Consider the following 14,140-nt stretch of genomic DNA (forward strand, 5'->3'; position numbering starts at 1 on the left):
GATAATGCGAATGAAAGTACTGGTCATCGGGTCAGGGGGCCGCGAACACGCCCTTTGCTGGGCATTAGCCGCATCACCTTTAACCGACACCCTTTATGGGGCACCGGGAAACCCGGGTATTGCCAACCATGCCACCTGCGTTGATATCGCCGTCGACGACATTCCGGCCATTCGTGCTTTCGTAAAATCAGAAGGGATTGATTTCGTTGTTGTTGGACCAGAAGTCCCCTTGGTGGCCGGATTGGTCGATGAACTGACCCTTGATGGCGTCAAGGCGTTTGGTCCCACCGCACTGGCGGCAAGGCTTGAAGGCTCCAAAGGCTTCACCAAGGATATCTGTACCAAATACAACATCCCCACCGCCGCCTATGGGCGCTTTAGCGATGTTGAAAAAGCCCACGCCTATTTGAAACAAGTCGGCGCACCCATTGTTGTGAAGGCCGATGGTCTGGCGGCAGGCAAAGGCGTGATCATGGCAGAAACCATGGATCAGGCCGAAGCGGCTGTGTCTGACATTTTAGAAGGAAACCGGTTTGGCGATGCCGGTGCCGAAGTGGTGATCGAAGAATGGATGGATGGCGAAGAAGCAAGCTTCTTTGCGCTGGTCGATGGCGAAACTGCCCTACCCCTGGCATCGGCCCAAGACCACAAACGCGTGGGCGATGGCGATACCGGCCCCAATACCGGCGGCATGGGCGCCTATTCACCGGCACCCGTCGTCACCGATGCCATGGCAACGCGCATCATGGATGAGATCATCATGCCAACGGTCCGCGCCATGAAAGAAGAAGGCTGCCCCTATAAGGGCGTGCTCTATGCCGGGCTGATGATCGATGACCAAGGCCCAAAACTAATCGAATACAACGCCCGCTTTGGGGACCCTGAATGCCAAGCCCTGATGGTGCGCCTGCGCTCTGATATTCTGCCCGCCCTCATTGCATCCAGCGATGGCCAGCTTAAAAACGTCGATCTTCGCTGGGTTGATGATGCCGCCATGACCGTGGTGATGGCGGCCAAGGGATATCCCGGCGATTACGACAAAGGCACAGAGATCAAGGGCATTGAAGACGCCGAAGCCATTGATGGCGTCACCGTGTTCCATGCCGGAACCAAGGCTGATGATGGCCGCATTCTGGCAACCGGTGGCCGGGTGCTAAACATCACCGCGACCGCCCCCACCATCGGGGAAGCCCAGACAAAAGCCTATCAAGCCGTAGACAAGATCAACTGGCCCGAAGGCTTCTGCCGCCGCGACATCGGCTTTCGGGCCGTGAACCGTTAGCCGCGCCTGCTTTTAAAGAAATCTTTCAGTAGTTCGCTGCTTTCGCTTTCGCGGATGCCGCCCATGATTTCCGGGCTGTGATGGCATGTTGGTTGCGAAAAAATTCTGGGGCCGTGTTCTACGCCGCCGCCTTTGGGGTCTGATGCCCCAAAATAAAGCCGCCGGATGCGGGCAAAGGATATGGCTGTTGCGCACATCGGGCAGGGTTCCAGCGTGACATAGAGATCACAGCCTGAAAGCCTTGCTGATCCGAGCTTTTTGGCTGCCCGCTGGATCGCCAGAATTTCTGCATGTGCCGTAGGATCAGACCGGGATTTCACCAAATTATGGGCGCGCGCCAGAATTTCGCCGGTCTTGCCATCCACCACCACGGCCCCAACAGGGACTTCGCCGACGCCTGCCCCACGGCGGGCATAGCGGAGCGCCACAGCGAAGGGATCATTCGATTTTTGGGGTTTTTCAGCCATCCCCCAAGAGTGGCCTGAGACGAACCGCACTGCAAGAGTTTTGCCCCGGGCCAGCACCCATGATAAGAATGCGCCATGACCAGAAAACCCCTCATCGGCCTGACCTTCGATCGCGAAGAAGCGGGCCATTATTCAGAATTTCCATGGTATGCGCTTCGTGAAAATTACTGCACGTCCATCACCAATGCTGGCGGGCTGCCTGTGGGACTGCCCCATGATGTTGATCAGGTGCCCGATTTCATGGATGCCCTTGATGGCCTGATCGTCACCGGCGGGGCATTTGATGTGGACCCGGCCCTGTTCGGTGTTACCACCCGCCATGACAGCGTCACCCTGAAGCCCGGGCGTACCGATTTTGAAATTGCCATCACCCGCGCCGCCCTTGATCGCGATCTTCCGATCCTTGGCATTTGTGGGGGGGAACAGCTTTTGAATGTCGCCCTGGGCGGCACGCTGATCCAGCATATCCCCGATTCAATCGAAAATGCGCTGGCCCATGAACAACCCAACCCCCGCGATGAACCGGGCCATGATGTGGAAATTGTTTTAGGCACGAGGCTTCATGCCATTACCCATTGTGATTCTATGGCGGTCAATTCCGCCCACCATCAGGCCGTCGATACGGTTGGGCCGGGCATTGTGATTAATGCCCGCGCACCCGATGGGGTCATCGAAGGGATCGAAGACCCATCGCGTAAATTCTGTTTCGGCATTGAATGGCACCCGGAATTTGAATTAAGCGATGGCGATAAAAATATTCTCAAAGCCTTCGTGAGGGCCGCAACTGATGCCTAAAACACCAGAAAAAACACCAGAAGAAAAACCAGTTAAAGTTGGCGAACGCATTGCCCGGCGCATTGCCCGCGCAGGGGTGTGTTCACGGCGGGATGCGGAAAAACTAATCGTGGCTGGCAAAGTCACGGTCAATGGCAAACCCATCGATAGCCCGGCCCTTAATGTCGTGCCCAATGACACCATCACTGTTGATGGCAAGCCTTTGGCAAAGGCCGAACCCACACGATTGTGGCTGTACAACAAACCAAAAGGGCGCATCACATCCAGCCGGGACCCCGAAGGGCGCCCCACCATTTACGATGACCTGCCCGATTCCATGCCCCGCGTCATCACCGTTGGCCGCCTTGATTATAATACCGAAGGCCTGTTGCTGCTAACCAATGATGGTGCCCTTGCCCGCAAGCTGGAACTGCCATCCACAGAATGGAAGCGATTGTACCGGGTGCGGGTTTATGGACGGCCCAACGAAGCCGCCCTTGCCAATCTGGCCAATGGCATCACCGTTGATGGCATCCGGTACGGTGCCATCATCGCCACCATTGAAAGTGCGCGAAATGCGAATTCATGGCTGAACATCACCCTGACTGAGGGCAAAAACCGCGAAATCCGAAAGGTCATGGAACATATGGGGCTAGAAGTTACCCGGTTGATCCGTGTTTCCTATGGGCCTTTCCAATTGGGCAGGCTCCCGTTGGCCATTGCCATGGAAATTGCCGAAAAAGACATGGCGGAAAAACTGGGGTTGCCTAAAAAAGAGGAACCCAAAAAGACTGGTAAAAAGCTCGGAAAAAAACAAGACCAGCGGCCCCACCGGAACCCCTATCGGGGTAAAAACCCCAGAAATCCTGAAGAAAAAGCCACGCAAAAGCCAAAAGGGAAACCCGGTGCGAATCATCGCAGGCCGTCATAGGGGGCGTCTTCTGGATGCACCTGCAGGGCAAACCACGCGGCCCACATCAGATCGCGCCAGAGAAGGCCTGTTCAATATGCTGGCCCATGGGGGTTATGGCCAAAACGGCAGCCCGGTTTTCAATGACGCAGACATTCTAGAAGCGTTCGCCGGCACCGGTGCCTTTTCGCTAGAGGCGCTGTCTCGCGGTGCGCACAGTGCAACCTTGCTAGACCTTGATCAATCGGCCCTAGCCGTTGCACGCGCCAATGCCGAAACCCTGGGCGAAGGGGACGCAACCCATATCATTTCCATGGATGCAACACAGCCGCGTATAGCCACAATGGCCCATGATGTGGTTTTTCTGGACCCGCCTTATGGCTCAGAGCTAGGGACAGAGGCGCTTATTCAACTGGCCCAGCAGGGCTGGATCAAAGACCACGCCCTTGTGGTCATCGAAATTGGTGCCAAAGAAACCTTTGAGCCACCAAACGGATTTACAGAGATCAAGGAACGGTCTTTTGGGGCGGCCCGGTTTGTCATTATGGCCTATCAAAGCGATTAGCCGTTATTTGCGACCAAATAATTTTTCGATGTCATCGCGGCCAAGGCTGACGAAGGTAGGACGGCCATGGCCACATTGGGCAGCGTTGGGCGTGGCTTCCATTTCGCGCAACAGAGCATTCATTTCTTTTGCACCCAAAAGCCTGCCTGCGCGCACCGATGAATGACACGCCATGGTCGCACAAACCGTTTCCAGCCTTTCGCGAAGCACCAGGCCTTGCCCCATGGATGCGATTTCATCGGCCAGGTCTTTCAACAAACCCGCCACCGCTACTTCGCCCAACAATGCCGGGGTTTCACGCACAACCACCGTGCCCGGGCCACCAAAACTTTCCACCAAAAGGCCAAGTTCCGCTAATTCATCTGCGTGGGATAACAAAAGTTCGGCTGCCCGTTGATCCAGTTCCACCACTTCGGGAATGAGCAAAATCTGGCGTTCCACGCCCTTCGCTGCAAGCGCCGCATGGATACGTTCATACACCAACCGTTCATGGGCTGCATGTTGATCAACAATCACCATGCCGTCCGTGGTCTCGGCCACGATATAGGTACCAAACAACTGGGCACGTGCGGCCCCCAATGGATAAGCAAGATTGGTTTCTTCCCCGATGTCTGCTTCCGATAACGCCATAGGCGCATCGGGTCTATCGGTTCCCGAAAACCGACCCGAGATGCCGTCATGAGTGGAAGCCGGACCGGGTGCCAGCCAACCGCCAGCACCGCCGCCACCGCCTACCCTGTGATGGGGCAAAGGACTGCCTTCGTGAAAGGCGCCAAGGGCTGCCGTTGAAACCGTGGTGGCCGCCCGGATGCCAGCCCCCGCCAAGCCATGGCGCACCGCGCCCACAATCAGCCCACGCACAAGACCCGCATCGCGAAAGCGTACCTCTGTCTTGGCCGGATGCACATTCACATCAACAAATTCTGAGGGAACATCCAGAAACAACACCGCCATGGGATGGCGGTCATGGGCCAATACATCACGGTATGCGCCGCGCAGGGCACCGGCCAAAAGCCGATCGCGCACCGGGCGATTGTTGACAAATAAATATTGCCGGTCCGCCGTACGCCGCGATGCTGTGGGCAAACCCACAAAGCCAGACAGGTTGAGCCCATCACGTTCCGCGTCAATCGGGATGGCATTATCAATAAAATCCCGGCCCATCAATTCCCCAAAGCGCGCCTGCCTTGCATCAAACAAATCCGCATCGGTTGCCACCAGGTTCAGGCGTTGGTCATCCCCATGGGTCAGGGTAAAGGCAATTTCAGGATGGGCCATGGCAAGGCGGGTCAGCATGTCCGTGACATGAGAAAGTTCTGTGCGGTCTGCCTTCAGAAATTTAAGACGTGCCGGGGTGGCATAAAAAAGATCGCGCAATTCAACCCGCGTGCCACCGGCCAAAGCCGCCGGTTTTGGGCCAGACACGCGCCCGCCCTCGACCTCTATGGCAAATGCATTTTCAGCACCATGGGCGCGCGACGTGATGGTCAATCGCGATACAGCCCCCATGGATGGCAAAGCTTCGCCCCGAAACCCAAGGGTTTTGATATGCCCAAGATCATCATTGGCAAGTTTTGAGGTGGCATGGCGGGTAATGGCCAACAGCAATTCATCCCCATCCATGCCCGATCCATTATCGGTCACGGCGATAAAGCTTTTGCCCCCGTCGCGCAAATGAACGTCAATGCGCGACGCCCCTGCATCAATCGCATTTTCAACCAGTTCCTTGGCGGCAGATGCCGGGCGTTCTACCACTTCACCGGCGGCAATTTGGTTGACCAGATTATCGGGCAACACCCGGATGGTCATGGCCCATCACCACCTTTTGTGCTGGCTTCTGCCTGACCTAACAAAAATTTTCGGGTTAAAACCTTACCCTCTTCGACGGCGGGCTGGGTATAGGGATCAACCCCGAACAGTTCAGCCGTCAAGATTGTCTCGATCATGAAATGCATCATCAACGCGCCAAGGGTCGCTTCATCAATCGTTTTCACCCGGATCACCCTGACCGGCCGCCCATGGGCAGCCAGCGTGCCCACGGTGGCTTCTTGTGCCGCCGCCAACAGATCGCCTAGGCGTCTTTTGGAAAGATAGGCCAGATCATCATTTCCGGCAGGTGTGGCCGCAGGAGAGATATCTATTTTCGGCCCGGTGTCTTTGGGCGTGCCTAGAATCAATGTGAAAAATTTATCCGCCGGGCCATCCAGCCACAATTGCAGCTGGCTGTGCTGATCAACCGTGCCATGGGCCGCAATTGGGGTCATGCCCTTGCCATCTTTGCCCAGGCTTTCCGCCCATAATTGGCAGAACCAGAAGGAAAATGGGTGCAGGCGATCAAGATACGGCATCATGATGGCCTGTGAAATCCCCCCCTTTTGGGAAAGGGATGCGGCAAGGGCAGCACCAATGACGGGAGCAGATTTCGTGGGATCACCCTCATCAAAGACCGATGCCAACACTGTCTCTGCCCCTTCGCGCACCCGGACAGGATCAAGCCCCATTATGGCTGCTGGCAGAAGGCCAACATTGGTCAATGCTGCATATCGTCCGCCAATTTCCAGATCATGATCCAAAATGGGCAGGGAAAGATTGTTGGCAATGCGCCGCAAGGGTGACAGGGGTTCAGAAACAGGGTCCGTGATGACAGCCATACATTTGGCCATAGCCTGTTCGCCCACGGCATTACAAAACCTGGGCAGGATGGCCAGAAATTGCGATAGCGTTTCCGGTGTCGCACCGGATTTTGAAATGACAATCACCCCGGTGCGGGAAAGGTCGCACGTCGCAAGCACCGCTTCGAACCCCAGAGGATCAACATTCTCTAGGAACTGTATGCGCGGCGCATGATCATTTGCCTCAAGGAAAACCAATGTTTCACCACCAAGGCTGGACCCGCCCGTGCCCAGAATAAGAACATCGTCAAAGCATTCACGATAGTGTGCTGCCAATGCCATAACCGCACCCAGATCATCGCGCCGGGTGGGAACGTTCAGCAAGGCATGGCTTCCATCCGCCCGCGCACGGCCCATGCGCTCCAGCGCTGGGCCAAGGGCGGCCAACGCAGATTCCAGTGCCGAAGGCGTAATGCCTGAGCCGGAAATACAGTTATCGATGTCTTGGTGATACAGCATGCTTTGTTCTGAAATTACCCCAATGCCCCAACCGCAATAAGATTAGCATATCCTGACAAAAAACCGGGACCAAAATTAACCCCCATCAGGGTTTTGGTGTAATCCCCTTTGGACGGCCAACAATAACAAAGGTCAGATCTGATGGTTTCATAAGTCGTTTTGCAACGCGGGTGATATCTTTGATAGAAACCTGCTCAATCATGCGGTTGCGTTTAGCCAGATAATCACGGCCAAATTTTTCAAGCTGAATGCCCACCAAAAGCCCGGCGATGCGAGATGAAGAATTGAGCCGGGTAAAAAAAGCACCCGTGAGATAGCGTTTGGAATCTTCTAATTCCTGTGCCCCCAGACCAGATTTTGCCATGCGGGTCCATTCAGACCGGATCAACGCAATGGATTTTGCCACCCGGTCATTTTTTGTGGAAACACGCCCCAAAAATAGCCCACCATGGTCATAGGTCGCTATTCGCGAATAAACGGAATACGCAAGGCCCCGTTTTTCACGAATTTCTGTTGCCAGTCGCGATGTCAGCCCCCCGCCACCAAGAGCATAATTCATAACCAGTGCTGCGTAATAATCGGGATCATTGCGTTTGATGCCTGAATGCCCAAAGACAACGACGCTTTGGGGAATATCACGGTCCACCACCACCACATTGCCAGCACCCTTGATTTTTGCTTCGGAGATGGAAAACGGGGTTGAGCGTGCGGGCAAGGCGCCAAAGATGCGATCAATAATGCGCGCAAATTCATCTTCCGTGATATTGCCGACCGCACCCACCACCAGATTATCGCGGGCAAAGCGATTTTTCACGAAACCGGCCATATCCTGTTTCGTGATCTTTTTAAGGCTCTCAACGGTGCCAGAAGCAGATCGGCCATAGGGGTGATTGCCAAACACCAATTTACGAAAGGAACGCCTTGCCGTTGAACTGGGCCGAACGGCACGCCGCCTCGCCGAAGAGAGCAGCTGTGCCCGAATGCGGGCCACCGGTGCAGCGTCAAAATGGGGCTGGGTCAGGGCCAGGGACAGAAGCGATGCCGCCATGTTGCGATTTTCGGCCAACGATTTCAGGGAACCGCTAAAATTATCCCGCCCCGCAGAAAACCGCATGGAAATTGAATTGTTTTCAAGGCGCGCCTGAAAATCTGATGATGAATATGGACCGGCCCCTTCATCCAACAGGCCCGACACCATTTCAGACACGCCTTCTCTGCCAACAGGGTCAAGGGCCGCACCGCCCCGAAAGGCGAAATGCAGGGTAAAAATGGGCACCATGGAATCTCTGATCAGCCAGCCATTGATACCCTTTTTGCTGGTGACCTGCTTGATCCCCATGGCCTGGGCATCCTTGATTGCACCCAACACCAAACAGCCCGACACCAAAAGGACACCCATGATCAGCGAAAGAGACGCCCGCTTCATTGACAACATTGCCATTTATTGATTGCCCCCAAACACGCGAACGGGCTTATCCCAGACACTGCTTTTTTTGTTGCTGGATTTTGCAGATGATTTCCGCACCTTGGGCAGCAACAGGCCTGTCACAGAACGGGATTTTTGAAAAACATGCCGCGCGGCATCAAGAATTTGCTTTGTGGTGACGGCCTTCATCTTTGCCGGCCATGTTTCCACCGATTCGATTGTTTGCCCCGTGGTTAAGGCCGTGCCGATGGCGCTGGCCCCACGACGCAGGGAATCACGCGCAAAAACAGCGCCTGCAAGAGACCGTTTGATGGCCTTTGCCAGCTCATCCTTGCTCACCCCATGGGTCAAGAGTTTATCAATTTCTGTCTCAATGGCTGCTTCCAGCGTTTCAAGCGAAACCCCACTTGCAGGCCTTGCGGAAATGCCAAATGCGGTCGGGCCTAACATATCGGCGTCGTAATAGCTGCCAACACCAAGGGCTAGTTTTTGTTCAAGCACCAGCGCGCGATAAAGGCGGCTGGTCGCACCAGAGCCCAAGATCACATCCAGAATTTCCAGTGCATCCGCATGGCTTGATTTTCCATTAGCCCTGGAGGGTGCCAAATATTCCCGACTCCACTGGGGTTCCCGGACGCGGCGGCTTTCAAACGATACCCGGCGTGCGGCCCGCTGTGGGGGCTCTGCCAACCGAACACGGCGAATAATTTTTGGGTTGGCCGGGATCGGCCCATAATATTTATCGACCAATGGGCGAACTGTCGCCATGGTGACATCCCCGGTAATAATCAAGATGGCATTGTTGGGCGCGTAATGACGGCGGTAAAAACCAATGGCATCTTTCATGGTCAATTTCGACAATTCATGATTCCAGCCAATGATGGGGATGCGGTAAGGGTGATTCATATACAGCGCTGCCGCCATATGTTCATCCAACTGGGAACCGGGGCGGTTATCGGTACGCGACCGGCGCTCCTCTATGACCACCTGGAGTTCCGGCACGACTTCTTTCGCATCAAAGACAAGGTTTGCCATGCGATCGGCTTCCATTTTCATCACCAGTTCAAGGCGGTCCTTTGCCACGGTCTGGTAATAAGCGGTCGTGTCGTTTGAGGTATAGGCGTTGTCGCGCCCACCGTTGCGCGCCACGACCTTGGAAAATTCATTGGGGGCCATGGTACGCGTGCCCTTGAACATTAAATGTTCCAGATAATGCGCTAACCCCGATTTGCCCGATGGGTCATCAGCAGAACCGACTTTGTAAAACAGCATCTGGCGCACCACGGGCATCCGGTGGTTTTCAATCACCACCACCTTAAGCCCGTTTTTCAGGGTGAAGCTTTCAGGGTTGAAAATTCCGGCGTTTGAGCCTGAAACAGCAAAGAGATAAACCGCCAGAAAAACAGAGATGCCAAACCCACGCATTAGACACAGACCCCTAAACATCAACGATCCAAACATTTATTCATGCCCCAGATGGGCCATAGCCTGATTATGCTGTATCTATGGCAAAATCAGGGCAAGAAAAACAAACAACGCCCCGATTAAAACAGGTTGTTGAACCAATTCGAAGAGAACAGACCCTTTTTCTTGCGGGTGATGGTGGGAATTTCACCCGCATCCGCTTGGCGGCCAAGGGCTGTGTTCCCTTGCAAACGCCGGGCTTCCTTGCGGGAATTGATCACCAGACCTGGCAGGGGTGGCTTTTTCCAAAACAAAATCGCATCCGCAATGGTTTTCTGTTTTTCTGCAAATTCTTTACTTTCCCGTTCCACCAGCTCGCGGATTTTAGGATCGACCGCGCCATCGCCTAGCTTTCGCAGCAATGCCGTTTCTTCTTTGCTGGCACCCTTTATTTGCAATTTCTTGCGATTTTTAGCCCCACCCCGGCCATCGGAATCAAGGACGATTTGGCGCGCCCGGTCTCTGGCACGGGGCTCTTGAGGACGCGAAACCCCAGGACGGGGGGCTTTTAACCCATATTCCCGGGGCATTGAAAGCGGCGCGCGCACCCTAACCTGAAATTCATCAGGGGCTTCGCGGGTCAATCCTACGGCTTCGCGCACACCGGAACACCCCGGCAAGACAACAAGGCCCCCAAGCGCCAAAAGCACCGCAAACGGAGCAGCGAAAGATGTGACGCGATGGGCCAAACTGGAAAGGTTCAAACGGATCATCCCTTATATCCAAAATTCACGGGCCAAAAAAAGCCAACAACCTATATATATTTACTCATTCTTGATCGCCAAGGAAAGCATCAAGAAAAAGAAGCCCAACACCTATGAAAATAGCCGAATCTGCCACATTGAATGCAGGCCAGTGCCACCCTAACAGGTGAAAATCGAGAAAATCAGCAACCGCGCCATAATGAAGCCGGTCTGCAACATTACCAATAGCCCCACCGATCACCAGCCCAAGGGCAGCCCCCACTACCATTTTTTGGGCTCTAACCATCCAGATGCAGAGCCCAACAACAACGGCCATGGAAAGGGCGCTGAGAATCCAGCGCGTGGCATCCCCACCAGCACCAAAGAACCCAAAGCTAACGCCGCGGTTCCAAACCATCACCACATTAAAGAAAGACGTAACCTCGATTGCCTGGGGCGTGGCCATAAGCTTGTCCACGATCCACCATTTTGAAAGCTGATCGGCCGCAAAGACCCCAATTGAGATCAACGCGCCCGCTTTCCAAATCTTAGCCATTAATCAGCGACCACATCGGCACAGCGCACGCACACGTCATCGGGCTTGGTTGTGCCCACTTCGTCCAGCACCTTCCAGCAGCGTCCGCATTTTTCACCACTGGCCAGATCAGGAACAACCCCGACACCGGGCACATCATCAAGGGAAAATGCACCATCGGGTGGCGTTTCAGATTTCAACGTGACGCCCGATGTAATAAACAATTCTGCGCCATCCAATCCATCAAGGGCTTCAAGCAAATCTTTGGGCCCATAAAGGGTGGGCCTTGCCTGCAGGGATGACCCAATGCGTTTTTCAGCCCGTTCAATTTCTAATGCACCCGTGACAACCCGGCGCAAATCGCGCACCGTTTCCCAGCGCTTGGAAAGTGCAGAATCTGTTCCACCCGCGTTCCAGTCCTCTGGAATTTCGGGGAAGGGCTTAAGGTGGATGCTGTCATCATCGGATGGGAACCGGGTCAACCAGGTTTCTTCTGCCGTAAAACAAAGCACCGGGGCGATCCACGCGGTCAGGCAATGAAACAGATGATCCATGACGGTCCGTGCGGCGCGGCGACGGATGCTGTCAGGGCTGTCGCAGTACAGGGCATCTTTGCGGATGTCGAAATAAAAGGCCGAAAGGTCCACAGCACAGAAATTATGCAGCGCCGAATAAAACCGATGGAAATCACTGTTATCAACAGATTCTGCCAACAACGCATCCAGTTCAAACAAGCGATTAAGAACCCAGCGTTCCAGTTCAGGCATTTCTGAATATGCCAACCGTTCTGATTCTTCGAACCCACCAAGAGAGCCCAAAAGATAACGCAACGTATTGCGCAGGCGACGATAGGTGTCTGCCTGATGTTTAAGAATGTCAGGCCCGATACGCAGGTCATCGGAATAATCTGATGCCACCACCCACAGCCTTAAAATATCGGCACCGTATTTATCAGCGACTTCCTGGGGTGCGGTGACATTGCCAAGGGATTTCGACATCTTGCGGCCCGATTCATCCATGACAAACCCATGGGTCAGCACAGATTTATAGGGTGCGCGATCGCGGGTGCCACAGGATTCAAGCAGCGATGACTGGAACCAGCCCCGATGCTGATCGGACCCTTCCAGATACATATCCGCCGGCGAAGAAAGTCCGTCGCGGGCTTCCAGCACAAAGGCATGGGTGGAACCCGAATCAAACCAGACATCCAAAATATCATCGACGCGATCATAATCTTCGGCATTATATTCAGGGGATAAAAACCGCGAGGGGGGGGCGATAAACCAGACATCGGCACCTTCTTCGGCAACCGCATCCACAATTCGTTTCATCACCGTTTCATCACGAAGCGGCAGGCCTGTTTCTTTGTTCACGAACACCGTGATGGGCACACCCCATGCGCGTTGGCGCGACACGCACCAATCAGGACGGCCTTCCACCATGGCCCGGATGCGATTGCGGCCTTGTTCTGGAAAAAAGCGCGTTTTATCGATGGCACCCAATGCTTTTTTCCGAAGATCATTTGTCTCCATGGAAATAAACCACTGCGGCGTTGCGCGGAAAATCAGCGGGGCCTTTGATCGCCACGAATGAGGATAGGAATGCACCAGCTTTCCCCGGGCCAACAGATTGCCCGCCCCGGTCAAGGCATCACAAACGGGACCTGGCGCCTTGAACACATGGATGCCCGCAAACAAGGCGACCCGGTCATAATACAGGCCACCGGGATCAACGGTTTCTGGCGTTTCAATCCCGAATTTCTGGCCAATTTCAAAATCATCGACGCCGTGTCCCGGGGCGATATGAACAAAGCCTGTGCCCTGTTCGACCGTCACATGATGGCCCGATAACAACGGCACATCGAAATCGTAATGCCCATCTGGGTCGCACCCGCGCAATGGATGGGCAAGGATCGCACCTTCCAGATCAGAGCCCTTTACATGGGTTTTAACATCATGACCCGTGATGCCCGAATTTTCCAATGCATCAACCAGCAAGGCTTCGGCAAACACCAGCGTTTCACCAATTTTGGCGGTGCTTTCGGCACCAATTTCGGTGACCTCAATCACCACATAATCAATATCATCCCCAAAAGCTACGGCACGGTTGCCCGGCAGGGTCCAGGGCGTGGTGGTCCAAATGACGATGGCGGCGTCCTTGATGGCCGCATTATCGGTTTTGACGACCGGGAATTTCACCCAGACCGTGGTCGATGTGTGATCTTCGTATTCAACTTCGGCCTCAGCCAGGGCAGTCTTTTCCACCACCGACCACATGACCGGCTTCATGCCTTTGAACAGGCCCCCGTTAAGCAAAAACTTGCCCAGTTCTTCAACGATGGTCGCTTCGGCCTTATGGGCCATGGTGGTGTAGGGATTATCCCAATCCCCCATGATGCCAAGGCGTTTAAATTCATCCTTCTGGATATCAATCCACTGAGCGGCAAAAGCCCGGCATTCATCGCGGAAATCAATGACCGGAACCTGATCCTTGTCCTTGCCTTCGGCGCGATATTTTTCTTCGATCTTCCATTCAATGGGCAGGCCGTGGCAATCCCAGCCCGGCACATAATTGACATCAAAGCCCTGCATCTGGCGGGTGCGATTGATCACATCCTTCAAAATTTTGTTCAGCGCATGGCCGATATGAATGTTGCCATTGGCATATGGCGGCCCATCATGAAGCACGTATGAAGGGCGGCCTTTTCCCGCTGCCCGCAATTTCTTCCATAGATCAATGCGTTCCCAACGCGCCAACCATTCTGGTTCGTGCTGGGCCAAGCCTGCCTTTAGGGGAAATTCCGTTTTGGGCAGGAAAACTGTGGATTTGTAATCGCCACTCATCAATTTGCTTTCGTCATCATTTATCGGGTTGCAGAAAACGGCATAGAAGCGCCGCCGTCA

11 protein-coding genes and 1 pseudogene are annotated in these 14,140 nt (G+C 54.4%); 4 read left to right on the forward strand and 8 right to left on the reverse strand.

The window, feature by feature from the left end; all coding sequences use genetic code 11:
- The first annotated feature begins 10 nt into the window (after positions 1–10).
- Positions 11–1,282, forward strand: a complete 1,272-nt coding sequence (gene purD, locus HOJ08_03460; GenBank protein MBT5672498.1) for a phosphoribosylamine--glycine ligase — start codon at positions 11–13, stop codon at positions 1,280–1,282.
- Here purD and HOJ08_03465 read toward each other — a convergent pair.
- Positions 1,279–1,749, reverse strand: coding sequence for a nucleoside deaminase (locus HOJ08_03465; protein MBT5672499.1), 471 nt, complete (start codon positions 1,747–1,749; stop codon positions 1,279–1,281). The genes purD and HOJ08_03465 overlap by 4 nt on opposite strands.
- Before the next feature lie 75 nt (positions 1,750–1,824).
- Between HOJ08_03465 and HOJ08_03470 the strand changes: the two genes are divergently transcribed.
- The 3 genes and pseudogenes from HOJ08_03470 (at position 1,825) to rsmD (ending at position 3,998) form a co-directional block, all read left to right on the forward strand.
- Positions 1,825–2,544, forward strand: coding sequence for a gamma-glutamyl-gamma-aminobutyrate hydrolase family protein (locus HOJ08_03470; protein ID MBT5672500.1), 720 nt, complete (start codon positions 1,825–1,827; stop codon positions 2,542–2,544).
- A pseudogene (locus tag HOJ08_03475) lies at positions 2,537–3,235 on the forward strand (rRNA pseudouridine synthase). The gene HOJ08_03470 and the pseudogene HOJ08_03475 overlap by 8 nt, the downstream one beginning before the upstream one ends.
- 193 nt (positions 3,236–3,428) lie before the next feature.
- Complete coding sequence (gene rsmD / locus HOJ08_03480; GenBank protein ID MBT5672501.1) at positions 3,429–3,998, forward strand: 16S rRNA (guanine(966)-N(2))-methyltransferase RsmD; 570 nt, start codon at positions 3,429–3,431, stop codon at positions 3,996–3,998.
- Positions 3,999–4,001: 3 nt separating this feature from the next.
- Here the strand turns inward: rsmD and mutL are convergent, their stop codons facing one another.
- The 7 genes from mutL to HOJ08_03515 all read right to left on the reverse strand — a co-directional run bounded on the left by mutL (position 4,002) and on the right by HOJ08_03515 (position 14,080).
- Positions 4,002–5,807 (reverse strand): DNA mismatch repair endonuclease MutL, encoded by a 1,806-nt coding sequence (gene mutL / locus HOJ08_03485; GenBank protein ID MBT5672502.1) that lies wholly within the window; start codon positions 5,805–5,807, stop codon positions 4,002–4,004.
- Complete coding sequence (locus HOJ08_03490; protein MBT5672503.1) at positions 5,804–7,129, reverse strand: glucose-6-phosphate isomerase; 1,326 nt, start codon at positions 7,127–7,129, stop codon at positions 5,804–5,806. The genes mutL and HOJ08_03490 overlap by 4 nt, the downstream gene beginning before the upstream one ends.
- A gap of 85 nt (positions 7,130–7,214) precedes the next feature.
- Complete coding sequence (locus HOJ08_03495) at positions 7,215–8,570, reverse strand: insulinase family protein (GenBank protein ID MBT5672504.1); 1,356 nt, start codon at positions 8,568–8,570, stop codon at positions 7,215–7,217.
- Entirely contained in the window at positions 8,571–9,980 is a 1,410-nt protein-coding gene (locus HOJ08_03500; GenBank protein ID MBT5672505.1) for an insulinase family protein, read from the reverse strand.
- Positions 9,981–10,099: 119 nt separating this feature from the next.
- Entirely contained in the window at positions 10,100–10,732 is a 633-nt protein-coding gene (locus HOJ08_03505) for a DUF3035 domain-containing protein (GenBank protein MBT5672506.1), read from the reverse strand.
- Positions 10,733–10,787: 55 nt separating this feature from the next.
- On the reverse strand, positions 10,788–11,258 hold the full coding sequence (gene lspA, locus HOJ08_03510) for a signal peptidase II (protein MBT5672507.1): 471 nt from the start codon (positions 11,256–11,258) through the stop codon (positions 10,788–10,790).
- Entirely contained in the window at positions 11,258–14,080 is a 2,823-nt protein-coding gene (locus HOJ08_03515; protein ID MBT5672508.1) for an isoleucine--tRNA ligase, read from the reverse strand. The genes lspA and HOJ08_03515 overlap by 1 nt, the downstream gene beginning before the upstream one ends.
- Between the last annotated feature and the right edge of the window lie 60 nt (positions 14,081–14,140).

Source organism: Rhodospirillales bacterium, from assembly GCA_018666775.1.
GTDB lineage: Bacteria > Pseudomonadota > Alphaproteobacteria > SMXQ01 > SMXQ01 > JABIXC01.